The sequence below is a fragment of the Streptacidiphilus jiangxiensis genome (assembly GCF_900109465.1).
Taxonomy (GTDB): Bacteria; Actinomycetota; Actinomycetes; order Streptomycetales; family Streptomycetaceae; genus Streptacidiphilus; species Streptacidiphilus jiangxiensis.
The window spans coordinates 16854-41982 of sequence record NZ_FOAZ01000003.1; the positions used below are offsets into that span (position 1 = coordinate 16854).

Here is a 25129-nt window from a genome sequence, read left to right on the forward strand (position 1 = left end):
TGACGTGTTCCAGACATCGTCGTCCGCGCCAACCGGAAACGGAGAAGCCGTGCCCCCTCAACAGTCCAGCGCAGTCGGCCGGTCCGGGCGGACCTGTGTGGTGGTCTACGTCGTGACCACCGAGGATGACGCCGCCGAGCTGATCGCCGGGCACTGCACCCGGTACGCCGCTTCGCAGGACTGGGTGCTGGCCACCCAGGTCATCCGCGACACCGACCGCCAGCTCCCTCTCGACCAGCGTCCCGGCTGGCAGACGGTCGACACGCTCCTCCGAGCCGGCCACGCCCAGGGGGTGCTCACCTACTCCCACGAGATGATCTCACTCGTCCCGGTCGCCCAGGAGCACGTGGCGGCCGAACTCACCAAGCGGGGCTTCTTCTTGGCCATCTCCCGTACCCCGGCCGACAGAAGCCCACTGCCCCGCCGACGCGCCGACGCGCAGCGGGCCGCCGCAGCCCCGACGGCCGGTACCTGGCCGGACGCCTTCACGTCCCGCTCGCGTCCGACACCTGCTCCGGATCCCGCTGCCTGAACCTCCAAGACCCCCGGTGGCACGGCTCCCCGTAACGCGCCGCCGGGACGGGCTTCGCGCCGCGACCGGGCCAGCACGCGAAGCCAGGCGGCCCCGGACAGCTCCCGTATCCGAGCACCGGGGCCGCCATTCACCAACGGCCCGCACTCAGCTCCCGCCGGAGACCTCCGGTGGGACCGGCACCACGACACAGGAAGGAACGAGGACATGGCCGACAGCACGCCGCGGGACCCCGCCCAGAGCGGGCTCCTGCTCGCGGTCGAGGAGCTGACCGCGGTCCACGACCGCTACGACACCCTCCGGTCCGACAACGCCGGCAGCTCGGGCGACGCCCCGTGGCCGGGCGGCGACGGCAACCTGCACGAGAACCAGTAGCACCGGCGTGACGGCGGGCGCGGAGCCACCGCACCGGACCGGCCCCGCGCCCGCCCGTTCTCGACAACCCGTCCACCCGCTGTGAATGGAGTGACCCATGGAACACCGGCTCGTTACCGCCATCGAGCGCGCGCTCGGCTGGAGCAGCGTCGAACCGCTCGGCCGCGGCTTCGTGCGCGGCCACATCCAGGACGAGGCGCTGCCCGCCCGCATCATGACCCCCAACAGCCTGCTGGACATGGTGATGCGCAGGAGCCTGGCTCGCCCGCAGTTCCGCGTCTTCCGCGAGGGGCAGGAGGTCCACCCGGCGATCTACTACACCGACAGCGTCAGCCCCCGCGGCCAGAGCATCAGCATGGTCAACATGCACGCGCTGGGCCGGCTGCTGCGCGAGGGCGCCACCGTCATCCTCGACCAAGCCAACGTCTTCGACCCCGCCATGGAGGTCGCCTGCCGCGCCCTGCAGTGGTGGTCCCGCGAGCGCGTCCAGGTCAACGCCTACCTGACCACCAACGACGCCGACGGCTTCCCGCTGCACTGGGACGACCACGACGTCCTGATCGTCCAACTCGCGGGCGAGAAGCAGTGGGAGGTCCGCGGCACCTCCCGCCCGGTGCCGATGTACCGCGACGCCGACCCCAACAGCACCCCGCCCGACCAGTTCCTGTGGCAGGGCACGATGCGGGCCGGCGACGTCATGCACATCCCGCGCGGCCACTGGCACCAGGCCACCCGCAACGGCAGCGGCTCGGGCCAGAGCCTGCACGTCACATTCGGCATCACCCAGCGCACCGGCGCCAGCTGGCTCACCTGGCTCGGCGACTGGTGCCGCGAGCAGGAGATATTCCGCCGCGACCTCGACCGCACGGTCGGGGCGGACACCGGGCACCTGGCCCAAGCCACAGCCGAGCTGATCCGGCAGCGCACCCCCGCCGACTACCTGGCCTCCTACGAGCACCAGACCAACCTGCCCCGGCATGTCCCCCACCTGGACATCTTCGGTCCGCTGACCGCAGTCGTCTGCACGACGCACTTCCCGCCCCGCCTGGATGAGACGGGCTCCGCCGTCGAGGTGGTGACCTCCGGCAAGAAGCTCACCTTTGCCGCCAAGGCCCGACCGGCGCTGGAGCTGCTGCTCAGCGGACAACCCGTCGACCTGGAGCAGGCGGCCCTCGCCGCGGGCGCCCAGGTCCGAGAGCTCGCCGCGATCTTGGTGGAGGAGGAGATATGCGCACCGCTGACCGCCGAGTTGTCCTCGGGTTACACCGGTCTGGTCACCACCGCGACGAACTGACCGCCGCGTTGGACCTGGGCGTCACCGCGATCGACACCAGCTTCAACTACCGCGGCTTCACGGCGCACCAGACGCTCGGCACCTACGGTCGCCTGCTGGACCGCTTCCACCTGTCCACCAAGGTCGGCTACTTCCCCGCCCCCACCGGCCCCGTGCACTCGCTCCACCCCGTCATGCTGCGGGTCACTCTCGAACAGGTGGTCCGCGACCTCGGCCGACCGCCTGACCTGGTCTTCCTCCACAACCCCGAAGCCACCCTCTCCGACGACCGGGACGCGGAGACCACCTGGGCCAATGCCTGCGATGTCCTCGCCGCTGCCGTGGCGGCCGGGCTGTGCGGCTCCTGGGGCGTCGCCACCTGGAACCCGCGACCGCTCCTAGACCTGGCCGGCGCCGCACCGCCACCGCACACGCTGATGGTACGCGCCGGGCTCTTGGTCGGTGCCCGCACCCTGACCGCCGGCGAGACCCTCGCCGCCCGCTGGAACCTGCGACCCCAGCAGTTGTGGGGCATGAGCCCCTTCGGCGGCAGCACCACGGACCCGGTCTGGTCGGCGGTCGACCCCCGGCTCCTCCTGCCCGCCGATGGCCAAGCCCTCACCCTTGCGCAGGCGGCGTTCCGGCTCGCCTTCGAGCTGCCGACCGTCTCCTGCGTGGCGGTCGGCGCCCAGCGGCCTCAGCACCTCGCCGACCTCCTCGCCGCGCTGGACCACCCCGTCGATCCGGCGGTGGTCCGCGACTACCGCGCCCTGCTCGACGCCCGGCAGCAACCCACGACCGTCTGAACTGGGAGGGACCACGATGCACGTGCTCAACCCGGACACCCTGGAGCCGACTGCGAAGCTCCTGCACGAGGTCGTCGCCGCTGGCCTGGAACACAAGACCAGCGAGGACGTCTACGGAACCCGCGCCACGCCGGAGCAGCTCCAGGCGCTGCTGCTCGGCGACCTGCCCGACGCCCCGTCGTCCCCGGAGCAGGTCTGGACGGAGATCACCGACACGGTCCTGCCGTACTGCGTGAACATGAACTCGCCCCGCTTCATGGGCTTCGGCGACACGGGAGGAGACACCGCCTCGCTCGCGGCCGGCCTGTTCGCCGTCCTGGCGCAGCAGAACCTGATCAACCAGTCCTTCTGCTCTCCGTCCGGCACCTTCACCGAGATCGCGGTCCTGCGGTGGCTGCGCGGTCTCCTCGGCTACGCGAACCCGCCCGCCGACCAGGTCACCTCCGTGTGGGACGCGGGAGGTGTCATCACCTACGGCGGCACCGGCTCCAACACCGTCGCCATGATGCTGGCCCGCGAGCACGCCGCCCCCGGCACGCTGGCCGCCGGCGTCACCGACCCGGAACGCTTCGGCCTCATCGTCCCGAGGGGGATCGGCCACTACAGCGTGAAGTCCGCGGCCACCTGGATCGGCTGCGGCACGCACGTCACCGAGGTCGACACCCGGGGCTTCCGCTACGACCTGCGTGCCCTCGCCAAGGCCGTGAAGGCCCGGCGCGGCCGGACGATGGCCGTGGTCGCCTACGCCGGCGACTCGCGCACCCAGACCGTGGACCGGCTGTGCGCCGTCGCCGAGACCGTCCGCGAGCACGACCCCGAGGTGTGGCTCCACATCGACGCCTGCTGGGGCCTGATGTGCGCTCTCACTCCACGCCTGACGCACCTGCTGGATGGCATCGAGCTGTTCGACTCCGTCACCGTGGACCCGCACAAGGTCCTCAACGTCCCCTACGGTGTCAGCGCCCTCCTCCTGCGCGACCCTGCCTCGCTGCGGCTGGTCTCCTCCTACAGCGACCTGATCATGCAGGAGGACTTCGCCTTCGGGCAGGTCACCCCATTCATCGGCACGAAGGAGTGGACCAGCCTGCGCGCCTGGGCGGCGATGCGCGCCCTCGGACGCCAGGGACTGGCCCAGGTCATGGACGAACGCCTCGACCGAGCCCGGCGCTTCGCCGACCTCGTCGACGCCCGCCCCGGGCTGATCCGGCTGAACGAACCGGACATGTGCGCCGTCGCGTTCCTCGTGCTGCCCGCCGGGCACGACCCGGCCCGACCCGACGTCGACCGGATCAACACGCTCAACCGCGCCCTCCACGCCCGCCTCATGGCCGAAGGGCGCTGGCACCTCCACCAGTTCACCATCCCCGACGACCTGGGACGCGTCCGCCAGGGAGCCGTCCTCGCCCCGCTGCGGTTCGTCTCCATCAACCCCCGCATCACCGACGAGCACATGCGCCAAGTCCTCGACTACGTCACCGCGCTCTCACAGGAGGTCCAGCCGTGAGCGCCGCCCTCGACGCCGCCGCCCGCCTCGCCGTCTTCCCCGGCGGCTACGCACTCGCCTACGGCTCCCACGCCACCGGCACCGACCGCGCCACCTCCGACCTCGACCTGCTCTACACCGGAGCCGCGCAGCTCGACGGCCGACAACTCGACCAACTCATCGGTGCCGTGAAGGAACTACACAGCCGACACGGGCTCGACCTCGACGAAGAGGTCCCCTACCAAGCCAAGCTCTACGCCACGCTCGGGCAGGCCAAGCAAGCGGCCGAGGGCGCGGGCTTCACCACGGTGCACGGCGCGCCCCTCACGATCCGCGAGAGCTGGTACCTGGAAGGCGAATCCTTCCGGCTGCGGCTCATCTTCAACGCGCTGACCAGCCCCCACGTGTTCCTAGCCGGCAACGCCGCCGCCTACCGCAGGCACACCGCCCTCGCCGACCGCACCGCGGCGCGCCTGGCCACCGCGATCCACGGCGAGACCGCCATCACGATCGCCGAGGCCGCGAGCGCCCTTCTCCGCGCACCCGACGGACGCTCCGGCAAGGACTATCTCGGCTACCTCCACCCGGCTCACCTGCACTCGGTCCTGGCCAGGGGCTTCGCCGACCTCACCGCCCGCGGTCTCTACAGCGGCACCGAGGCGGGCTCCTTCCAGCCCATCCGGTGAGCGACCCAAGCCCGACCCGCGGCGGCGGCCCGCCCACGGTAGGCACCGAGCGCTCCGCCGGGGCCGCTGCGCTGCTGCCACTCCCAAAAGCCGGTGATGGCCACAGCGAACGCGACGACGCCCTCCTCGGGGGCCTGCGCCCAGGCGGGCACGGCGGCGGCCAGGAGGCGGTCCGCGTCGGGTGCGCGGTGCCCGGCGAGGATGAGCTGCGGCAACAGAAACGCGACGTCGACCCAGGCCGCGCCCCGGGCGAACCAGGACCAGTCGATCACGCGAGCCCGGCCCGCTTCCACGAGCATGTTGTCAGCGCGCAGGTCACAGTGCAGCAGGGTGTCACCCTGCGTGGCCCGGACCAGGACCTCTTCGCTGTCGAGCGCGGTCAGCTCCGCCACGTGCCGGGCATCCCAGCCCTGGACGCCCTGGGCCTCCAGTCGCCGCCAGTACCCGGCAAGGGTCCCCGCGAGTCCGGCGAACGCGTCGGCCTCCTTGGCGGGACACGGGGTCAGCGCGGGGGCGAGTGCCGCCACGGTCTCCAGCACGCCATCCAGGTCGGCCGACCCCGGAGCCAGGTCCGGGGTCGAGCCGGAGACGTCCTCGAAGCCGAGGACCAGCCAGTTCGCTTCCTCGACGGCCCACAGCAGCGCGGGCGCGACCCGCACGGGCAGATCGGCTCCGACAGCCGCCTCGGCCCGATACATCCGCGAGGCCGGGTCGTCGAGCGCGATGCCCTTGATGAAGACGCGGGCGCCGCAGTCGAGTTCGAGGCGCGCGGCGATGCCGGGCGTGAAGCCGCCCGATGGGTAGTCGACCACGCTCACTCGGCCGCCGACGCGGTCCTCGATGGCGGCGCGGAGGACCTGCGACAGCGCCTCCCAGGCGGGGCGACTGGCCGGCGGCATCAAAGCCATGACGACCTCCAGATCGAACAGCGGGTAGCAGGGGTGACTGTGCGGGGTCGAGCTGTGGGATCAGACTCCGTCGAGCTGCCGGAGGAGCCGGGCGGCCTCTTCGCGCCCCGGCGCCACCCGGGGATCGTCGGGGTGGGCGCCGGGGCCGGCGAACTTCGACAGCGCGAACAGGAGCATCAGCTTCCCGTCGCGGCCCGAGAGGTCTTCGTGCCGCTCCTCACGCACCTTCTTCGCCAGCTCCGGGACGGCCAGCGACGCCGCCCAAAGCGAGGCGGCATCCAGGCCCCGCGGGGCGTTGCCCCAGTCCTCCCAGTCGAACAGGCAGAACTCCGGGCCGGTCATATTCGCCCAGTTCAGATCCGCATGTGCGGGCGCCCAAGGCCCGAAGTCCGCCTCCACAGCGACACCGAAAGCGGCGCTGATCGCCCCGGTGATGCCCCCGACGGTGAGGGTCTCGGTGTCCGGGGTCGCCACCCGCGTCGTCCGGCTGCCTGCCAGCGCATCGAGCGAGGCGTTGAACGCCTTCCACCACGCGTCCGGTAGCTGTGGCGCTTCGGCGAGAACCGCCGTGCCGATCGGCTGGCAAGGCAGGAGTGCGGTCTCGTCGACCTGCCAAACGGCGGGTTCGGCGCTGTCCCGCCACGTGAGGCCGGCGTACCACTGGGGCTTGGCGATCCCGTGCAGCGAGGCTGCGCTCTGCGTGCCGTTCCACCCTTGGCCGTCGACCTTCGCCCAGGGGCGGCGCTCGATCCGCACCCAGGTTCCTCGCGTGGTCACCGCGCCGATGGACCGCCGCTTGCGAACGAGCGTGGCGCGGTCCAACTGCACCTGCAGTGCGGACTCAGCCCGTGCCAGGATCTCCTCCACCGGCTCCAGTCTCAGATCAACGGAACGCATCGTCATGCGCTCATCGTTGCAGAGCCCGTCTGGCCCGAGCGGGGCTGAGAGTCGCGAAGCAGACAAACGGGCAGGGCTACTGCGCAACGCCGGTGACGACGTCCCGAAGAGGTTCCTGCCCATCCCGAGCTGCCGAGCGGTGGGTCAGGCCCGTCCGGCCCCGTGCCAGGTCTCGCGCAGGGCGCTGACGGTCGGCTGGCGCCGGGACGGGTCAGGGTCGGTGGCTCGGGTGACGACGGCAAGCTGGGCTGGCGTGCCGCGCCAGTCTGCTTCCATGTCGCCGCCGTCCATCAGCAGCCGGAGCATTCTGCCGAGCGCGTGCACGGTGGTGCGTTCGTCGACGAGCGCACCGTGGCGCCGTTCTTCTGGGGCGAGGTAGCGGCTGGAGCCCGGCAGCCGGTCACCGGGGACGGTGAACGGCCCGGGCCGGTACTCGTCAAGGTCGATCAACCGCATCACGTGCGTACCGAAGTCGTAGAGGAGGCAGCCGTCGTAGAAGTCGACCGCGACCCAACCTGCCGCGCAGATGGCCTGGTGGGCGTCGAGGACCGTGTCGAGCGCGGTCTCGACACGGGGTAGGGGCAGGGAGCGAAAGCAGGCCATGGGGTGCGTCGCGAGTGTCCGGTCCGGTCGGGCGTCGGTGGTGGGGTGGTAGAGGACGTCACCGTCAGCCCAGGGGTAGATGTTCACCAGGCCGTCGGCACAGGCGAAGGAGTGCACGACGGGGATGATGCTGGGGTGCCGGACCTGCCGGTGGAGCTCCTGGACGCGGCGCATCGCGCTCTCGCCGGCCGAGGTGCCGGCGAGCTTGACGAACCACCGCTGGCCGTCGTCTGCCTCGACTCCGGCGGACCAGCAGCCCGAGTCCTGTGCGTCGAAGGCGGCGAACACCTTGCCAGCCTTGGCAAGCAGCGCGCTCAGGTGCTCGACGGACGAGTACAGATCGAGCAGGGCGAAGACCATGAGGCGAGCATGGCAGTCCAGCACGTCAGTCGGGATGAATCGGCCGGACCGGCTCATCGCATAACGCTGATGTCGGCCGCTGCTGCGACGATGTGGGGCGTGAAGATGCCCCGGACCACTTGCACCAGGTGTGGCAGGAACATCGCGGCCATACCGGCTGGCGCCGCCGGACACTGGAATGCCGCCCGGCACGACGAGCCCCACCACGGTGCTCGCGATCTCCTCGTGTCCTGCGCTGGCAGCCTGAAGCCGGTGGAACTGGATGACCTCGTCTACCAACTCGCCTTCGACGAAGCTGGTGTGGACAGACTCACGATCTTCTGACGGCTGGCTGCAGGCGACGTCACCGCACCCCTGTGAGGCTGACCATGCGGTTCGTGGTCTTCGGGATCGCTTGGCGCCGGTACCACACTCGGCTCTCGTCACCGTCGGCCTGACCGTGTTCACCGGCGCTGCGAACCGTCCATTACGACCACACCGCCCCGGCAAGGAGTCCGTCGAAGCCCATGGCGATCATGGCGTCGCGAGAGTCGGGCCAGGTGCGGTCCGGGTAGCAGAAGTTGGCGTTGAAGTAGTCCAGGTCGAGGTCGGCCTCCTTCCACTCGTGCGCGCACCGGCAGCGGACAAAGGTCCGGCCTCGGGTCTCTAGCAGGAGCCAGTCGCGTCGGGCGCCGCAGCTGGGGCAGGTGATCGTGATGCCACGGGGATTCAGCTCGTCGGGGTGCTCGACCACGCGGATCACGCTCGGGCGGTGGGCTTCGGCGGGATTGGTCACGCAGGTCCTTCCTGTGCGCGGCTGTTGCAAGGACCACACGACGACGGCTGCCGTCGGTCAGTTCCCGGTCGGGGAAGAAGACATCGAATCGACACCACACCGGGCCTGCGCCCCCGCCAGAGCGGACCTGTGCCGATGACGGCGCGCGCCTCGGTCCACGCTCTGCCTGGCCTCCTCCTCCCGCCCCGCCATTCGGAGTGGCGGGGCGGGAGGCTGAAGGGTCAGCGGCTGCGACGGGCAGGGTGCTCGGCGGTCGGAGTGGTGGTGCTGGGCCGGACGTCGGTGGGCCGGATGTCGGCGGGCGGGACGGCGGGTGTGGTGGGTCGGCGGGTCCGGGAGGTGGCGGCGCGGACGCGGAAGGCGACGCGGTCGGCGGTGGAGTTGCGCAGGCGCCACAGGAGGACGTCGGCGGGCCGGTCGGCGGTGTCGAGTTCCCGCTGGCCGGTGAGGTCGGCGAGGGCTCGGCGGGGTGGCGTGCCGGCGGATTCGGCTTGGGCAAGGGCGGTGGCCAGGGCGGGCCAGGCGGGGTCGGTGAGGATTCGCTGGGCGTGCTCGGGGACGGCGGCCTGGACGGCGGCGGCCAGCCGGTCCTGTATCTGTGGACTGGGGGTGTGGGCGGCGAGCTGGGCGAGGCGGGGGCGGGCGGCCTGCTGCTGGGCCGTTTGGAGACGGGCGAGGGCCTGGTGGGCGGCCTCGGCCTGCTGCTGGTGGCCGCGCTGGGTGTGCCACTCTCCCAGGGCGATGAGGAGGAACACCGCGGAGACGAGGGCGGCGGTGACGAAATCGCCGTCCTTGCTGCCGGGCACGGTGAGCAGGGTCCGTCCGGCCTGGCGCAGTGCGTCGGCGGCCCGGTGCTCGGCGCGGATGGCAGAGCGGTTGGCGCGGTTCAACGCGGTTGCTGCCGCGCGCAGTTCGACACGGAGCGGGCGCGGCGCGGCTGCGGCGGTGTTGTGGAGCAGTTCGGCGAACGCCGCCGCCTGCGCCTGGACCTGGGCGTCGGCCTGGTCGCCCACTGTGCCGTCGGACGCGGTGATCACGAAGGCGTAGGCGGCGCGCAGCTCAGCGTCGGCGTGCCTCCAGGTGCTGCCGGCGTCGGACTGGCCGTCCCCTCGCTCGGCCACGGCAGAGTGCCCGCCGTCCTCGGTGGGGGTGAAGCGTTCGCGGAGCCGGTTGAGGGAGAGGTCGGGGGCGAGGGCGGAGCCGCCGTAGTAGATCGGGTCGCCCTTGGCGTCGGTGTCGCCGGGGGCGGCGAGGCTGTAGCCGGTGACCTCGCCCGTGACGGGGCCGAGGCGTGGCCGAACCTGGACGCCGAGGGCGGTGAGGACGGCGAAGAACTCGGCCTCGTCGCGGGCTGCTGCGGCTGCGGCGTAGGCGTGTTCGCGCAGCCAGACCCGGGCGGTGTTCTTGCGGCCCTGGCGCTCGGCCTTGGCGACCTCGGCGCCGGTCGGGGTCTTCGGGGCGGTGCCGTCGCCGGACTTGAGGCGGCGCAGCCCGAGTTCGGCCTCGATCCGTCGGCATTCGGCCTGGGCGCGGCGGCCATCCCCGCGGTTGCGGGGGCGGCGGCCGTCCTCGCGGACGCTGGTGGCCATGATGTGGATGTGATCCTCGGCGTGGCGCACGGCGATCCAGCGGCAGGCGGTGTCGTCGCTGTGCTCGGCGATCCCGGTGGCGTGCACGATGCGGCGGGCGACCTCGGCCCACTCTTCGTCGGTGAGGTAGCGGTCGCCGGGTGCGGTACGGACGGGGCAGTGCCACACGTGCTGCGGCACCTTCTTCCCCAGGCGTTGCTCGCGCAGGTGGACGGGCTGGTCGAGGTAGTCGGCCAGCTCGGTGAGGGCGGCTTGGTGCTGGTCGAGGGGGACGCGGCCAGGGTCGACGATTCCGGGCATGGCGAAGGCGGCGACGATGTGCGGGTCGGTGTGCTCGTTACGGCGGCCGGGGCCGAAGAGGTAGGAGAGGAGGCCGCGGCTGCGGTCTCCGGTGGAGACGTCAGGCACCACGGCGACCACCTCCGGCCAGGGCCTGGTCCATCAGGAGGCGGGCGCGCTGGGCGACCTGGTGCAGCTCGTCCAGGATCTCCTCGGCGCGGTCGGGCAGATCCCCCTTGTGGACGGCGTAGACGAGCTGGTTGAGGTTGTTCCCGATGCGGCCGAACTCCCGCAGCAGCTTCCCGAAAAGGACCATCAGGTCCTGGGTCGCCTGCGGGGAGGGCAGGGCCGCGACGCCTTCGGGACGCTGGTCGGACAGGTAGGCGTGGGCGAAGGTGAGGGCGCAGTCCATCAGGTACATGGAGCGGGAGCGCTTCGCCGTGCGGGCGGCGAGGTCGATGAAGTCGCGTTCCGCCGGTTCCGCCGAGCAGGTCAGCTGCAGGCTGCGCTTGGTGCCCGAGCGGGGCCGGTACAGGACGTCGCTCAGGTGCCGGCGGCGGGCGGCACCGGGCACAGCGTCGTCGTGGGCGGGCGCGGGGATGTCGACTGCGGCAATGCCACGGTGGACGAACGCGTCGGCGCTGATGGTCGGCGCGAGGCGCACGACGGCGCTGTCAGCGGGCTCGCTCGGCTCGGCGGGCGAGGGTTGGTCCTGGTCCTGGTGAAGGCCGCGCTCGGCCCCCACCTCCGCAACCGCTCCGCTCCCGGCCCCATGGGCCGGGGCGGTGCCCGCTCCCGCCGGGGCGGGCACGAGCGCGAAGTCCGCATCGCCCCCAGGCGATGTGGACTTCGCCCCAGCTCGCTCCGCTGTCGAGGGGAGGCCGTCCCCGTTGAAGCTGCGGTCGAGCGTGGGCGGTTGTGCTGTGGAGAGGCTACTCAGCGGCGGGGCCTGGGTGGTGCGGGTCTTGCGGGCGAAGGGGTTGCGGCTCACGAGGGGCGGTGGCTCCTGTCGGTGCTCAGGTGGATGGGCTGGGTGGTGAGTGTGCGGACACTCGGCGGGTTGGCTCGGCCGGGCTTCTTGGGCAGCGGCGAGAGAGAGGGTGCTGCCCGGAACCGGTTCGGGTCCGGGCAGCGGTCGTTGATGCTGGGTCAGTCGGCGGGGTGCTGACGGGCCTCGCTGCGCTGCCGGACCAGGGCCATGGCCTCGGTGAGCCGTTCGGTGCCGGCACCGAGTCCGGCGTCGGTGACGGCCTTGCGGGCGCTGTCGCGGGTCAGTCCGGAACCGTCGGGGTGGGCGGCAGCGATAACGTCGGCCAGCCCAGCGATCGAGGCCAGCGCGGGGCGTCCACCAGGGCTCGTCACCGGAGGCTGACCCGAATCCCCTCGCAGGTTCTGGCCTGCGGATTCGTGGTCCTCGGCGGGGTCGTCGTAAGCGTCGACCGGATCGTCCTCGCCGCCGTGTCCAGCTTCGGGCTCGGCTCCGTCGGCCGAGGGCGAGGCGGTGCGCTCGGGGGCGACGGAGGCGGGGAGAGCAGGAGCCTGCGGCAGCGTCGGGATCTCTACGGGCGCGCCAGCGGAGGCGGTGTACGGAACCTCCACCGCCTGCGCAGGCGACGGTTGCGGACCGTCCTGAACCCCGGCGAGGGTTGCGGACACCGGGGCCTGGGCGGGCCCGGCAAGGGTGCCGCCGTAGCGCTTGATCAGCAGGTGCAGGTGAGTCGCCCCGGCGAGCGCGAGCGGCGGGATGGCGGACAGCACGGTGACGGTCGTGTCGCCCAGATGCAAGCTGACCGTGCCGGGCCGGTTCAGGTCCAGGGCGTGGACACTGTTGGCCCAGATGCTCGCGGCGGTCGCCGCAATGAACAGCCCCCACGCGTACAGCCGCGCGGGCAGCGGGGCCTCCCGCAGCACCAGCAGGGCGCGGACGCCGTAGGCGATGAAGCCGTCGATGACCACGGGGAACACGTAGGTCAGGGTGGGGCGGACGTGGACGGCGGTGGCCATCTGCCGCAACGCGTCGTAAGAGAGAGCGCACCCAGCGAGGCCGAGCAGGACGATGGCGAGCCGGTCCCACCAGGTGGCGCGGTGACGGCCAACCACCGTGGTCGACGGTGTGGGTATGACGGTGTCGGACATGGGTGTGGGACTCCCGTTCGGGGGTGAGGTCTGGTGGTGGTGTGCGGTGATCCGTCTTGGCCGTCTTGCCGTTGACGTCGCAGGTCAGAGCCGGTACGGCGAGGCCGTGGAGTGGCGTCTTCGCTCCGTCCGGTGGCGTGCAGCGGACGTCCTGCCGTTCCCGTAGGTCCGAGGCGGTGACGGCGGCTTGGCGGGCTTCCGCCTGTGCCCTCGTGGGCGTGCTGAGACGGATGGCTATCCGTCTTGGGATGCTGTGCCGTCTTGGCTAGATGGGCGTTGACCTGCGGTTATACGGCTGGGACGGCAGGGACGGCACGAGACGGGGTATGGCCTGGGCCGTCTCGTGCCGGGGGTACAGGACCTGAACGTCGGCGCGTACAGGAGCTGCACACGCTCTCGTTCAGCTCCTGCGGCCATCCCCCGGGAGGGAGGCGCGGATTTTCCGGGAAAATCCGCTGTCCGTTTTCCGGGAAACGGGCTCGCGATTTTCCGGGAAAATCGGCCCGAGAAGCTGGTCCTGGCCTCGACAGTCGCCGTCCACAGGCTGCGGGCGGCGACTGAACAGCGCGCGGGTCAGCCGGTGTGTCCCGCTCTGCCGGAGGGGCCGTCAGCGCCGTCGGTGACGGGGTGGACGGTGGGGCAGTAGCGCTTCCAGGCGTCGGTGAACTTGGCGCGGAGGTAGCCCTTGAGCTGGGTCTGGTCGGGCATGCGGACGTTGCCGGAGCGGATGCCGTACTCGCGCAGCATCCCGGCCAGGGCGCGCGGGTTCAGGCCGCCGCGTCCGGTCTCGGCCCAGGGGGCTTCGGGGTCGGAGTTGAGGCGGTAGAGCAGCGTGTCGGTGGACATGCTCTCCGGGTCACCGACACCGGCGAAGGCGCGGCGGATGTCGGCGAGGATCCGGGCGTTGGAGGGGTTGTCCTCCTCGGCCTGGGCCTCGGCTGCGACCATCCGCTGGCAGGCGGCGCGTGCGCGGTCGGGCCAGGTGCCGCCCGCGAGGTCGGCGACGATGACCAGGGGTTCCCAGGTGTCGGCGGCCCGGTCCTCGACCGGCATGTGCGGTTCCAGGTGCAGGGCCTGGTCGGCGACCGAGGTGGTCCAACGCTGGAGGCGGGCACGGAGGGCGTGGAGGGCGGGGCTGTCGCGGCGGGTGCGGTAGGGGCTGACGTGCTCGCCCTCGGCGCGGCGGCGCATCCGGATCACGACCGAGCGGTCCATGATCGTGTCGGGGAGGTCGCCGATGCCGGCGAGCGCGGCCATGGCGAAGGTCGCGAAGGAGTGCGGGGCGTGCTCCTTGCCGACCACGCGCAGGACGGGGCGTCCGCGCTGGTGGCCCGCGTTGAGGAGGCCGCGCATCTCCTCGTTCTTCTCGGCGACCTTGGGGCTGCCGAAGATGGTGTCGGCCTCGTCGACCAGCAGGGTCGGCGGCTTCTCGCCGATGGAGCGGAAGATCGCCGCCGCGGTGGAGTTCACGGTGATGACGGGGTTGTGGACCGTCTCGGTGAGCAGGTCGAGCAGGCGGGACTTGCCGCAGCGCTTCGCGGGGCCGACGACCGCGAGGCGTGGGGCGTGCTGCCACACCGGCTGCAGGTGGGTTGCCGCGATCCACAGCACGGTCGCGTCCAGGGCCTGCGCGGTGGGCAGGACCACGAAGCGGGCCAGGGTGGCGCGCAGCTCGTCGAGCAGCGCGGCGGCGTCGGCCTGTCCACAGGCTGGAGATGGGGCGGCGGGCGGAAGGGGTGCCGCCTGGGCGGCGGGGGCTGTACTCTCGGTCATGGAGATCCTCACTCGGCGGATCCGGGGGGCAACCCGGTCCGCCGCAGACGACTGTTCCAGGGATGGGCGGTGGCGAGGTTTCCAGCAGCCCCCGGTGTTCGTAGCGCCGGGGGTTTTCGCGTTCCTCGGGTCAGGCACCTACACGTTCAACCTCTTCTCGACTGGCATTCTGATGCTCTCGTAGCATGAGCATGCACGGACGGCCGCCCACTGTCAACCTCACGCCGCATGGCATTCCCAGTCGAATCCAGCATATTCACTGGCCAGAACAATAGTGACCTACGTCACATTCGCGTGTATGCGCTTGCAGGTTGGGCATCCCATGCTGGTATGGTCTACGACTGTGGGTCTCGTGGACCCTCGTCCGCCCGGGAGAGGAGGTAGAAGAAGTGGACGACAGCAAGCCCCAGCGCTGGGCCCCGCCGGAGGGCGAGGCCCTGGTCGCGCACAACCTGAAGGTCCTGCGCACGACGGCCCGCCTCTCCCAGGAGGACATGGCCGAGCGCATGCGACGCCTTGGCTTCAAGCTGCACCAGACCCAGATCGCCAAGATCGAGAACGGCACCCGCGGGATCAGCTTCGACGAGGCCCTCGGCCTCGCCAAGGCTCTCAGTGTCCCCGCCGCGAACTTCATGCTCGAAGCCGTGGCCGGCCCCGACGACCCGCACTGGGAACTCCAGGAAGCGGCCTTCGACATCCAGAAGGCCGAGCAGGAGCACCAGGTCGCCCAGGACCTCGCCGACGCCGCCAAGGCCAGACTCGACCAGGCCGAGGCCAGATACGACGAGATCGCCGCGCGCCTCGGTGTCGAGGAAGAGACGGAGCCCACCGAGCTCGTCTTCTACCCGGCACCGAACTCGCCCGAGGACCCGCTCCGCAGCATGCCCGGCACCGACCTGTAAGTCCGGCCCGGAATCGCTAGGTCACCGGCCGCTGCCGCCGTAGCCTGCCTGCACGTTCACCATCCGCCGACCGACCCCCGGTGCTACGAACACCGAGGGCCACCAGCGCGGACACCCACCAAGCCCACCGCCCATCCCGAACAGGCCAGCGGTCAACGGTTGCCCCCGTGACCGCCGAAAGGCGTCTCCTTGTCCACCCTGCCCGCCCTGTCCCTCATAGCCGACGCCCTCGGCATCCCCGAACACCAGCTCCGCGCCGCCGTCCTGGAGTGTTCCGCCCCCGCCCCGGACACCACCCTGGTCGCCCTCACCGTCGAGGAAGCCGCCCGCCGTCTCGGCGTCGGCCGCACCACCATGTACGCGCTCATCGCCTCCGGCGAGGTCCACTCGGTCCGCATCGGCCGCCTGCGCCGCATACCCGTCGACTCCCTCGACGCCTACATCGCGGCCCGCTCCCAGGCCGTCGCCCCGACCGCCGCCCTCGCGGCCTGAAGGGGGCGGACATGGCCAACTCACGCCAGCCCAACGGCGCTTCCTCGATCTTCCTCGGCAAGGACGGCTACTGGCACGGTTACGTGACCGTCGGCGTGAAGGACGACGGCAAGCCCGACCGTCGCCACGTCATGCGCAAGCGCCGCGCCGATGCCACCAAGGCCGTGCGCGAGCTGGAGAAGAAGCGTGACGCCGGCACCGTCGGCAAGGCCGGTCAGACCTGGACCATCAAGACCTGGCTGACCCACTGGGTCGAGAACATCGCCGCACCACACGTCGGTGAGAACACCATCGACGGCTACCGCGTCGCGGTCTACCACCACCTCATCCCCGGCCTCGGGTCGCACCGTCTCTCCAAGCTGGAGCCCGAGCACCTGGAGCGCTTCTACGGGAAGATGCAGGCCGGTGGCAGCTCCGCCGGGACCGCCCACCAGGTCCACCGCACCGTCCGCACCGCGCTCAACGAGGCGGTGCGCCGAGGCCACCTCACCGTCAACCCTGCCTCCATTGCCAAGCCCCCACGCCTGGAGGAGGAAGAGGTCGAGCCCTACACGGTCGAGGAGGTGCAGCGGCTCCTGGACCTCGCCAACAAGCAGCGTCACCCTGCCCGTTGGGTCATCTCACTCGCGCTCGGCCTGCGCCAGGGCGAGGTCCTCGGCCTCAAGTGGACCGACGTCGACTTCGAGCTGCGCGTCCTGACCGTCCACCGCAACCGGCTGCGGCCCCGCTACCAGCACGGCTGCGCAGGCCACCCCTGCGGGCGCAAGCCCGGCTACTGCCCGGAGAAGGTCAACATCCGCCGCGAGACCAAGGACACCAAGTCCCGCGCCGGACGCCGCCCGATCGGCATCCCGGACCCGCTGCTGGCCCTCCTCCTCCAGCACCGGAGCGACCAGGAGCGCGACCGGCAGCTCGCTGCCGACCTGTGGACGGAGAAGGGCTACGTCTTCACCTCGCCGACCGGCGAGCCCCTCAATCCGAACACAGACCACCATGAGTGGAAGGACCTGCTCAAGGCGGCGGGCCTGCGCACTGGTCGGCTCCACGACGCTCGTCACACGGCTGCAACCGTCCTGCTGATCCTCGGCGTCCCGGACGCGATCGTCGACGCGATCATGGGCTGGGAGCCCGGCAAGTCCGCCCGGATGCGCCGCCGGTACCAGCACCTCACCAACCGGGTACTGACGGACACCGCCGACAAGATCGGCGGCCTGCTCTGGCCGAAGCCCGAAGAGCCGCCCGCCGCATGATCGATGCGAGTGGCCGGGTTGAGCTGGTGATCAGCTCAACCCGGCCACTCTGCCTGGCAATGTTCACCTGGTTGCCGGCGACCTCGTCGGCCTTCCTCTGCCTGCTCAGCCGGACAAGCCGCCGAGTCAACGCAGCAGGTCGTTGCGTTCGAGGATCAGTAGTTCGACGCCGAGTTCGTCGCAACGGGCCTTGGCGCGCTCCTTGGTCTCCTCCTGGATAGGGCTGGTAGCGGCCATCAGGTAGATGTCCGACTGCAACCGCTCGACGATGTCCAGGTCCTTGTTGAGCTGCGCATCGGTGAACGACCAGCCGGACATTTTGACTTCGCCGCTGACCAGTTTGCCGTCGCAGATGCCAATGACGTCAGCTTCGCCTTGCGTCCCATCAGCGAAGAAGAGATCCACCCCCGGCTTGAGGAGGGTATGGGTGTAACGCCGGTTCAGGGCGCCGATCACCATCAGGTGGGCGATCACACCGTTGTCATTGGCGAAGTCCACACGCGCGTCGAGCCGGTAGTGCACGACCAGACCGCGGCCCGGCTCGCGCGTGTAGTCCGTCGACGAACCACAAACGGGGCAGCGCGCGATCCCACGGGCCGTCCCCTGCGAAAACGGCGCGAAGCTCCTGATCTTGCATTCGTTGCACGCGGTCTGGAAGCCGCGCTCGGCCCAGCCGATTCCGGAGAGACGCTCCAGAGCCGTCTGCGCGGCCTCGAAAGACCCGTAACCCAGGCGGTCGGCGCTCTTGAAGACCCGCTCGCTGCGCCCGCCGAACTCCTCGGCGAACGCCTTCTGCTCTTCGGTCAGCGGCTGCCCCTTGCCGAACAACTTCTGCAGCTTCTTCGCGATGTCCTCTCCGCGCGGAGTCGTCAGCTGTCGGATCGTCTCGAAGACGTCCGGCTCGGCCAAGACGGCCATCGCGGACTCATCCAGCAGACCCGTTCCGATCGCACCCTTGTCGGACAGCGGGTGGGACGCGGTCCGCTCGCGCAGCACTGCCACGTATGCTGCATCCAGCGTCGGGATCCGAAGCTCCAGCCGCCAGTCGCGCTCCAGGCGGGCAGCGATCTGGATGCCGCCGTCATGCCACTCGGCACTGTCTTCGACGAGCTTGGCCACCGGCCCGCGCTTGGGAAGCGCGTCAATCGGCCCATCGGAGATGCTGACCAGCGACAGCCCGCCATAGCCCGATTTCGTCGGCACCGGGCACGTGAGACGCAACGCAGTCTTCTCACCGACCACCGGCACATCGACGAAGGCTGCCAGGCCGTACCGACGCTCGAAACCGACATACCCCACCGGCAAGCCAAGTAGGTAGGTGAACGGTGCTGCGCGTTTCAACACCTCCTTACCGAATAGCATCGAGCGGCGGGCCTGCTGCTCCTCGGACAGTTGCAGACCCATGCTCTCGGCGAAGGTGTGCATCGCCTCCTTCTCCACAGAGGCGGAGTCGATCAGCACATCCGGGGAGAACTGGTCGGGACGCTGCAACGCATCGGACAGAACGCGCGGCCACGACGTCCAGTGGCTGATGTCTACTGGCAGCAGGTGTATAGGAGTTGCCCCACGGGGACTGACCGAGCGCAGAGCGCGCAGGTTCCAAAACGCCAGGCAACCTTCGAGGTCATCTGCATCCGACACGAGGATGATGACCGTCGACGCGCCCATAGGGGCCGGCGACGCCCACGTCTCAGCCATCGACACCGTGGTCGCCCCGAGCAGGGTGTGATCCCAGAGCTGCGACTCGCCGATCTCGTGATCAAATCGAGCCCGGCGCACTACCATTCCAGCGTCGCGGAACCCCTTCTCCGCTTCGCTCCTCAGATCGCCTGCAGCAGCAACCTGCCACAACGGGGCACCTTCGGCAGCGATGACATAGCCGTTGCTCCCGTCGACGGTCGTTGGCAGTGCCATGTCGGCGGGATGGCTCGTGAACATGGTCACGCCCCACCGGTCGATTTGATCGATAGTCACGCACTGCATATCAAACGACGCAGCAAATGACTTTGCATGATCGGTCGGCGCGTCGACGTTCACCACGCCATCCACATGTGCGACCTCGATCACCCGCCGGTGGTCCGGGGCGATCGTGCCGTCCTCCAGGACGGGAATGATGGGCTCGGTCTGACCGCCCCATCGAGACGTCGCTTCCTGCACTGCCCGTCGGAAGCCGTCACTGCTTCCCTCGGCAATCAGGTAGGCGGCCCGTGCCGGTCGGACCGTCACCTTGAATAGGGCTGATTGACCCACAAGACTCACGGCCCCATCGTGAACCTGCCGCGCTTCCTTGCGCAATCGGGTACCGCGCGAACCAAGTGAACCTCCTCGGTCACAGCACTACCTACCGAAGATCGAGCACCGACGCGCTCCACCCGATCGCCTCAGCTGTGTGCCAACGAGGGCGTTCCCCTGCCTCGGCCATGGCCTGACCCGTCACGAACGCCTGCTGGTGCTTCGAGTTGAGATTCAGGACCCGCGTCCACAGAGCACGCGCCTCCGCCACTCGATCCCCGCTGACAAGCAACTCCATCAGGTCCTGAGCAAATCCCCATGGCGAGAGCACGGCGTCGGGAGCAGCACTCACAAGCCGCTCCGGGTCGGCTGACCAGGCAAACCACGGCAGAGCCGTCTCGTGCAGGTGATCAGCGAACTGCTCAAGCTTCGCCAGGCGCTGTTCGGGGCGGGTCAGGACCACGAAGCACTCACTCGACATGTCCAAGAAGCTGGAGGCGCACACGATCGCCTCGACTGACTCCGGTCTGCGCACCGTGAGGTCGGGACTGGCTCGACGCCAGGCACCCAGGTCGTCGTCGAAGACGGTCAGCTGCTCCGCCATGAACTCGATCAGATGCCCAGACCGGTTGTACTTGCTCTTCATCAGCCCGATCACCTCGCGGCGACGAGCTCCCCGAAGCTCCAGAGACTGCCGCGACCTCACCCACGCGAAGCCCCCCAGCATCTGCCCCAGGCAGGCAGCGCCCGCGTGAACAACATCGGCAGGCTTCTCCGACTCGACGAGTCGCAGAACGAGATCGTGCTGTGGCGAGATCACCCGCACATGATGCCTTCCGCCCGGTTGGCCTTGCCCTGAGCGCCGATCGATTCTCGCCAAGGAGGGCAACCGCAACTAAAACTGCAACTGCGGAACGATGAAGGCCCCGACCGCAGAGCGGTCGGGGCCTTCATCTGCCCAGGTGGGCCGGTGCGGAGGATACGAGATTCGAACTCGTGAGGGGTTGCCCCCAACACGCTTTCCAAGCGTGCGCCCTAGGCCTCTAGGCGAATCCTCCGTGGGAGAGCTTACTAGATGTTTGGGGGTGCTCGTGCACACGGTCGACGCAGGTCGGGGGCGCGGGGTGATCGCGGAGGGATCGCCGGGGGATCGGCGGGCGGGGGCGGTGAGGATCGGGGCCGGGATCCGGTACTGTTGGCGTCAGCCCCTCGTGTGGCGCTATCTCGCTGAACCCCCCCAGGGCCGGAAGGCAGCAAGGGTAGGTGAGCTCTGGCGGGTGCACGGGGGGTCCTTGCGTTGCTAGGGCACCGATTTGTCGGTGGTGACCGTTAGGGTCGAAGACGTGTCGCTCGCTCTCTATCGCCGGTACCGACCCGAGACCTTCGCCGAGGTCATCGGGCAGGAGCACGTGACCGGTCCGCTGCAGCAGGCCTTGCGGAACAACCGGGTCAACCACGCCTACCTGTTCAGCGGCCCGCGCGGCTGCGGCAAGACGACGAGTGCGCGCATCCTCGCCCGCTGCCTGAACTGTGAGCAGGGCCCCACGCCCACGCCCTGCGGCGAGTGCCGGTCCTGTGTGGACCTGGCCCGTGGCGGGCCCGGGTCGATCGACGTCATCGAGATCGACGCCGCCTCGCACGGCGGTGTGGACGACACGCGCGACCTGCGGGAGAAGGCGTTCTTCGCGCCCGCCTCCAGCCGGTACAAGATCTACATCATCGACGAGGCCCACATGGTCTCGACGGCCGGCTTCAACGCCCTGCTGAAGGTCGTCGAGGAGCCGCCGGAGCACCTGAAGTTCATCTTCGCCACGACGGAGCCCGAGAAGGTCATCGGGACGATCCGCTCCCGCACGCACCACTACCCCTTCCGGCTGGTGCCGCCGGGCACGCTGCGCGACTACCTGGCCGAGGTCTGCGGGCGCGAGAGCATCCAGGTCGAGGATTCCGTCTACCCGCTCGTCGTGCGCGCCGGCGCCGGTTCCGTGCGTGACTCGATGTCCGTCATGGACCAGCTGCTCGCCGGGGCCGACGCGGGCGGTGTGACGTACGCCATGGCCACGGCGCTGCTCGGGTACACCGACGCCACCCTCCTGGACGAGATCGTCGGCGCGTTCGCGACGCACGACGGCGCCACCGTCTTCGGGATCGTCGACCGGGTCATCGAGGGCGGGCACGACCCACGCCGGTTCGTCGCGGACCTGCTGGAGCGGCTGCGGGATCTGGTGATCCTCGCCGCAGTGCCGGATGCGGGTGAGAAGGGCCTGATCGACGCACCGGCCGACCGGATCGCGATCATGGACGAGCAGGCGCGGCGCTTCGGCTCCGCGGAGCTGAGCCGGGCGGCCGACATCGTCAACACCGGGCTGACGGAGATGCGCGGGGCCACCTCGCCCCGGCTGCAGCTGGAGCTGATCTGCGCCCGGGTGATGCTGCCGTCCGCCTTCGCGGACGAGACCTCGTGGCAGGCCCGGCTGGAGAAGCTGGAGCGCCGGGCCGTGGTCGGCGGCGGCGCCCCGCTGCAGGCCGCACCGGCCATGCCCGCCGCGCCTCCGGTGTCGACCGCGCCCGCCATGCCCGCGGTCACCGCGCCTTCGGCCCCCGCCCCGGCACCCGCACCCACGGCAGCGGCAGCCGACGCGCCTGCCGCACCCGCCGGGGGGCGCACGCCCGGTGCGTGGCCGGTGTCACCGAGCTTCGGTTCCGCGACGCCCGCCGCACCCACGCCCACGCCCACGGCAGCCCCGACACCGCCTCCCGCCCCCGCCGCGCCCGCGCCACAGGCCGCCGCGCCGGCCGGAGCCGACGCCGGCGGCGTCAGCGCCGCCCAGGTACGCCAGTTCTGGCCCCAGGTGCTGGACGCCGTGAAGGGCCGTCGCCGTGTCACCTGGATGCTGCTGCAGCAGGCCCAGGTTGCCGGGTTCGACAACGGCGCCCTGCAGCTCGCTTTCGAGCACGCCGGGACGCGGGACGGCTTCGTCAACGGCGGGCACGACGAGATCCTGCGCCAGGCGCTCCAGGAGTCCGTCGGCGTCTCGTGGAAGGTCGAGTGCCTGATCAGCCCCGGCGGCTCCGCGCCGCCGTCGTCACAGCAGCGGCCCGGCGGTTTCGGCGGCGCGCCGAGCGCACCCGGCGGGCCGGGCGGCGGCTTCGGCAACGCCCCCGGTGGCCCCGGCGCCCCCGGCGGCATGCCGCCGCACCAGTCGGCCCAGGCTCCCGCCCCCGCGCCCGCACCCGCGTTCCAGCCGCCGGCCCAGGCGGCGCCGACGCACACCCCGGCGCCCTCGCCTCCGTCCGCGCCCGCGCCGCGCCCCAGCGCGCCGAGCACTCCCTACCCGGAGGGGCCGGACGACGAGGACATGCCCCCGCCGCCCTTCGATCCGGAGGAGGACATCCCGGAGCAGGACACCACGTCCGTCTCCGGCCACGACCTCATCATCCGCGAGCTGGGCGCGACGGTGATCCAGGAGACGCAGCACGACCGCTGAGTCGACGGCGAGCCAGGACGCGAGCCAGGACGTGCGTCGCCCGGTGACCCCCGAGCGAGGCGGCGGCTGCGTCGCGCGGCCGAACTGACGGCGATCCGACGCGCGCAGCACGTAGGCTCAGCCACGACAGGCACAGGCACAAGCACCACGACAGGCAGGACAGGAGCTCCCATGTTCCCCGGCGGCCAGCCCGATATGCAGGCCCTGCTCCAGCAGGCACAGCAGATGCAGCAGCAGCTCGCCCAGGCGCAGGCGGAGCTCGCCGCCGCCGAGATCGAGGGCAGTTCCGGTGGCGGCCTGGTCCGCGCCACCGTCACCGGCGCCGGTGAGCTGCGCGCGCTCGTCATCGACCCGAAGGCGGTCGACCCGCAGGACACCGAGACCCTCGCGGATCTCGTCCTCGCCGCCGTCCGCGACGCCACGGCCGGCGCGCAGCGCATGGCGGCCGAGCGTCTCGGCCCGCTGGCCCAGGGCCTCGGCGGTGGGGGCGGCATCCCCGGCCTGCCGTTCTGACGGCTCCGGCCGAAGGCCGGTCCGGCTCTCGGAACCCGGACGGCCTCCCGCGCGTAACTGGGTGTGTCGGGAAGCTGTGACTGTGCGTCCGTCCGGAGGATGATGGGCGCGAATAGGTAGAAACCCAGCAGAACCCCATCAGAGAGCAGGTAACGCAGCGTGTACGAGGGCGTGGTCCAGGACCTCATCGACGAGTTGGGCAGGCTGCCCGGCGTCGGGCCCAAGAGCGCGCAGCGGATCGCCTTCCACATCCTGCAGGCCGATCCGGTGGACGTGCGCAGGCTCGCGCACGCCCTGACGGAGGTCAAGGAGAAGGTGCGGTTCTGCACCATCTGCGGCAACGTCTCGGAGGCGGAGCTGTGCCGGGTCTGCCAGGACCCGCGCCGTGACCCGAGCCTGATCTGCGTCGTCGAGGAGCCGAAGGACGTCGTCGCCGTCGAGCGCACCCGCGAGTTCCGCGGCCGCTACCACGTGCTCGGCGGGGCGATCAGCCCGATCGAGGGCGTCGGCCCGGACGACCTGCGCATCCGCGAGTTGATGCAGCGACTGGCGGACGGCACGGTCACCGAGCTGATCCTCGCCACCGACCCGAACCTCGAGGGCGAGGCCACCGCCACCTACCTGGCCCGGCTGCTGAAGCCGATGGGGCTCAAGGTGACCCGCCTGGCCAGCGGTCTGCCCGTCGGGGGAGACCTGGAGTACGCCGACGAGGTCACCCTCGGCCGGGCTTTCGAAGGGAGACGACTTCTCGATGTCTGACACGCGTCCCAACGCCACCCCCGACATCTCCAAGAGCGCGCAGCCCAGGATCGGCCTGCACGGCGACGGCACGCCGGACGAGTTCGCGGTGCAGATCGCCGACTCGGTGCAGAGCTTCCTGCTCTCGCTGCCCGAGATCGCCAAGGGCGACGAGCCGGGCAGTGCGGTCAGCCTGCTGCTGCTGGAGGTCTCCCAGCTGCTGCTGACCGGCGGCCGCCTGGGCGCCGTCGAGGACATCGTGCCCGACGACCGCTACGAGGCCGACACCGGTCCGGACGAGGACGAGGACGAGCTGCGCCGCCAGTTGGCCGAGCTGCTCGCCCCCATCGACGTCTACCACGAGGTCTTCGACCCGTACGGCCCGCCGGACAAGCCCCTGCCGTGCCGGATCTCGGACGACCTGGCCGAGGTCGTCACGGAGCTGCGCCACGGCATGGCGCACTACCGCGAGGGCCGCATCTCCGAGGCGCTGTGGTGGTGGCAGTACTCCTACCTGGCCACCTGGGGCTCCACGGCGACGAGCGTGCTGCGCGCACTGCAGTCGCTGGTGGCGCACGTCCGGATGGACAGCCCGATCTCCGCACCGGCCGACGGCACCGACACCGACCACGACGGGCTGACCGACGAGCAGCTGGAGCAGCAGGCCGGTGACCTGATGGCCGCCGAGCTCGCCTCCGAGCTGGGGATCTGAGCCGGGGATCTGAGCTGGGGATCCGAGCACCCGCCCGCCAGGGACAGGGCTGGGCACACGGAGCCGCGTACGGAGCTGGGCGCTGAGCTGGGCACGAGAGGGCGTTCACCGAATGTGATGAAGGACACGCGGTGGGCGCCCTTCTCCGTGCGGCCGGGAAATTCCGGAGCCGCAGCCACCCTCCCCCGGCAAATCTTCCGTGAACCCACCGTCCCGGCCGGGACGTCCGTTGATCGAATCCTGATACGACCGTCTCGCGCCTCGGACACCACCCGCCGGGACAAGGCCGATCGCTAGACTGGCCAGCGACCACAGGCCTGCCGGACT

The 25129-nt window shown here is 70.7% G+C and carries 24 protein-coding genes, 1 tRNA gene and 1 other RNA gene; 15 read left to right on the top strand and 11 right to left on the bottom strand.

What is annotated here, in order from left to right; all coding sequences use genetic code 11:
• The first annotated feature begins 112 nt into the window (after positions 1–112).
• The 6 genes from BMY61_RS06365 (at position 113) to BMY61_RS06385 (ending at position 5155) form a co-directional block, all read left to right on the top strand.
• On the top strand, positions 113–532 hold the full coding sequence (locus BMY61_RS06365) for a hypothetical protein (protein ID WP_143094196.1): 420 nt from the start codon (positions 113–115) through the stop codon (positions 530–532).
• 207 nt (positions 533–739) lie between these two features.
• On the top strand, positions 740–907 hold the full coding sequence (locus BMY61_RS45985; RefSeq protein WP_169791853.1) for a hypothetical protein: 168 nt from the start codon (positions 740–742) through the stop codon (positions 905–907).
• Positions 908–1004: 97 nt separating this feature from the next.
• On the top strand, positions 1005–2201 hold the full coding sequence (locus BMY61_RS06370) for a JmjC domain-containing protein (protein WP_042447659.1): 1197 nt from the start codon (positions 1005–1007) through the stop codon (positions 2199–2201).
• A gap of 8 nt (positions 2202–2209) precedes the next feature.
• Positions 2210–2986 (top strand): aldo/keto reductase, encoded by a 777-nt coding sequence (locus BMY61_RS06375; protein ID WP_236656013.1) that lies wholly within the window; start codon positions 2210–2212, stop codon positions 2984–2986.
• 16 nt (positions 2987–3002) lie between these two features.
• Positions 3003–4490, top strand: coding sequence for a pyridoxal phosphate-dependent decarboxylase family protein (locus BMY61_RS06380; RefSeq protein WP_042447653.1), 1488 nt, complete (start codon positions 3003–3005; stop codon positions 4488–4490).
• The gene (locus BMY61_RS06385) at positions 4487–5155 is read left to right on the top strand and encodes a nucleotidyltransferase domain-containing protein (RefSeq protein WP_042447650.1); all 669 of its coding nucleotides are present in this window, start codon (positions 4487–4489) and stop codon (positions 5153–5155) included. The genes BMY61_RS06380 and BMY61_RS06385 overlap by 4 nt, the downstream gene beginning before the upstream one ends.
• Here the strand turns inward: BMY61_RS06385 and BMY61_RS06390 are convergent.
• The 3 genes from BMY61_RS06390 to BMY61_RS06400 form a co-directional block, all read right to left on the bottom strand.
• The gene (locus BMY61_RS06390) at positions 5113–6063 is read right to left on the bottom strand and encodes a phosphotransferase (RefSeq protein ID WP_063773248.1); all 951 of its coding nucleotides are present in this window, start codon (positions 6061–6063) and stop codon (positions 5113–5115) included. The genes BMY61_RS06385 and BMY61_RS06390 overlap by 43 nt on opposite strands.
• Before the next feature lie 60 nt (positions 6064–6123).
• On the bottom strand, positions 6124–6966 hold the full coding sequence (locus BMY61_RS06395) for a hypothetical protein (RefSeq protein WP_042447645.1): 843 nt from the start codon (positions 6964–6966) through the stop codon (positions 6124–6126).
• Positions 6967–7104: 138 nt separating this feature from the next.
• Entirely contained in the window at positions 7105–7923 is an 819-nt protein-coding gene (locus tag BMY61_RS06400; protein ID WP_174514498.1) for a serine/threonine-protein kinase, read from the bottom strand.
• Positions 7924–7932: 9 nt separating this feature from the next.
• Here BMY61_RS06400 and BMY61_RS06405 point away from each other — a divergent pair, with 9 nt between their 5' ends.
• Entirely contained in the window at positions 7933–8247 is a 315-nt protein-coding gene (locus tag BMY61_RS06405; RefSeq protein ID WP_143094197.1) for a hypothetical protein, read from the top strand.
• Positions 8248–8389: 142 nt separating this feature from the next.
• Here BMY61_RS06405 and BMY61_RS06410 read toward each other — a convergent pair whose 3' ends face one another.
• The 5 genes from BMY61_RS06410 to BMY61_RS06430 all read right to left on the bottom strand — a co-directional run bounded on the left by BMY61_RS06410 (position 8390) and on the right by BMY61_RS06430 (position 14475).
• Complete coding sequence (locus BMY61_RS06410) at positions 8390–8698, bottom strand: hypothetical protein (RefSeq protein WP_052438693.1); 309 nt, start codon at positions 8696–8698, stop codon at positions 8390–8392.
• Between the two features lie 221 nt (positions 8699–8919).
• Positions 8920–10698 (bottom strand): relaxase/mobilization nuclease domain-containing protein, encoded by a 1779-nt coding sequence (locus BMY61_RS06415; RefSeq protein WP_075003813.1) that lies wholly within the window; start codon positions 10696–10698, stop codon positions 8920–8922.
• On the bottom strand, positions 10688–11557 hold the full coding sequence (locus BMY61_RS06420; RefSeq protein ID WP_143094198.1) for a MobC domain-containing protein: 870 nt from the start codon (positions 11555–11557) through the stop codon (positions 10688–10690). The genes BMY61_RS06415 and BMY61_RS06420 overlap by 11 nt, the downstream gene beginning before the upstream one ends.
• 158 nt (positions 11558–11715) lie before the next feature.
• On the bottom strand, positions 11716–12702 hold the full coding sequence (locus BMY61_RS06425; protein WP_042447634.1) for a DUF2637 domain-containing protein: 987 nt from the start codon (positions 12700–12702) through the stop codon (positions 11716–11718).
• Between the two features lie 573 nt (positions 12703–13275).
• Entirely contained in the window at positions 13276–14475 is a 1200-nt protein-coding gene (locus BMY61_RS06430) for a DUF3631 domain-containing protein (RefSeq protein WP_042447631.1), read from the bottom strand.
• A gap of 389 nt (positions 14476–14864) precedes the next feature.
• On the opposite strand from BMY61_RS06430, the gene BMY61_RS06440 reads away from it, so the two are divergent.
• From BMY61_RS06440 to BMY61_RS06450, 3 genes are all read left to right on the top strand, one after another.
• Positions 14865–15377, top strand: coding sequence for a helix-turn-helix domain-containing protein (locus tag BMY61_RS06440; protein WP_042447625.1), 513 nt, complete (start codon positions 14865–14867; stop codon positions 15375–15377).
• 189 nt (positions 15378–15566) lie between these two features.
• Entirely contained in the window at positions 15567–15869 is a 303-nt protein-coding gene (locus BMY61_RS06445) for a helix-turn-helix domain-containing protein (protein ID WP_042447623.1), read from the top strand.
• Positions 15870–15880: 11 nt separating this feature from the next.
• Complete coding sequence (locus BMY61_RS06450) at positions 15881–17119, top strand: tyrosine-type recombinase/integrase (protein WP_042447619.1); 1239 nt, start codon at positions 15881–15883, stop codon at positions 17117–17119.
• 126 nt (positions 17120–17245) lie between these two features.
• Here the strand turns inward: BMY61_RS06450 and BMY61_RS06455 are convergent, their stop codons facing one another.
• The 3 genes from BMY61_RS06455 to BMY61_RS06465 form a co-directional block, all read right to left on the bottom strand.
• On the bottom strand, positions 17246–19378 hold the full coding sequence (locus BMY61_RS06455) for a hypothetical protein (protein ID WP_143094200.1): 2133 nt from the start codon (positions 19376–19378) through the stop codon (positions 17246–17248).
• An 82-nt stretch (positions 19379–19460) separates the two neighbouring features.
• On the bottom strand, positions 19461–20171 hold the full coding sequence (locus tag BMY61_RS06460) for a hypothetical protein (RefSeq protein WP_143094201.1): 711 nt from the start codon (positions 20169–20171) through the stop codon (positions 19461–19463).
• 153 nt (positions 20172–20324) lie between these two features.
• A tRNA-Ser gene (locus tag BMY61_RS06465) sits at positions 20325–20409 on the bottom strand.
• A gap of 142 nt (positions 20410–20551) precedes the next feature.
• On the opposite strand from BMY61_RS06465, the gene ffs reads away from it, so the two are divergent.
• From ffs to BMY61_RS06490, 5 genes are all read left to right on the top strand, one after another.
• An RNA gene (gene ffs, locus BMY61_RS06470) (signal recognition particle sRNA small type) lies at positions 20552–20648 on the top strand.
• A 46-nt stretch (positions 20649–20694) separates the two neighbouring features.
• Entirely contained in the window at positions 20695–22839 is a 2145-nt protein-coding gene (locus tag BMY61_RS06475) for a DNA polymerase III subunit gamma and tau (protein WP_075003779.1), read from the top strand.
• 171 nt (positions 22840–23010) lie between these two features.
• Complete coding sequence (locus BMY61_RS06480) at positions 23011–23352, top strand: YbaB/EbfC family nucleoid-associated protein (protein ID WP_042454284.1); 342 nt, start codon at positions 23011–23013, stop codon at positions 23350–23352.
• A 159-nt stretch (positions 23353–23511) separates the two neighbouring features.
• Positions 23512–24111: a recombination mediator RecR gene (gene recR, locus BMY61_RS06485; RefSeq protein WP_042454283.1), complete on the top strand. Its 600-nt coding sequence runs from the start codon at positions 23512–23514 to the stop codon at positions 24109–24111.
• Positions 24104–24802 (top strand): DUF5063 domain-containing protein, encoded by a 699-nt coding sequence (locus BMY61_RS06490; protein WP_075003780.1) that lies wholly within the window; start codon positions 24104–24106, stop codon positions 24800–24802. Before recR ends, BMY61_RS06490 begins: the two co-directional genes overlap by 8 nt.
• The last annotated feature ends 327 nt before the right edge of the window (positions 24803–25129 follow it).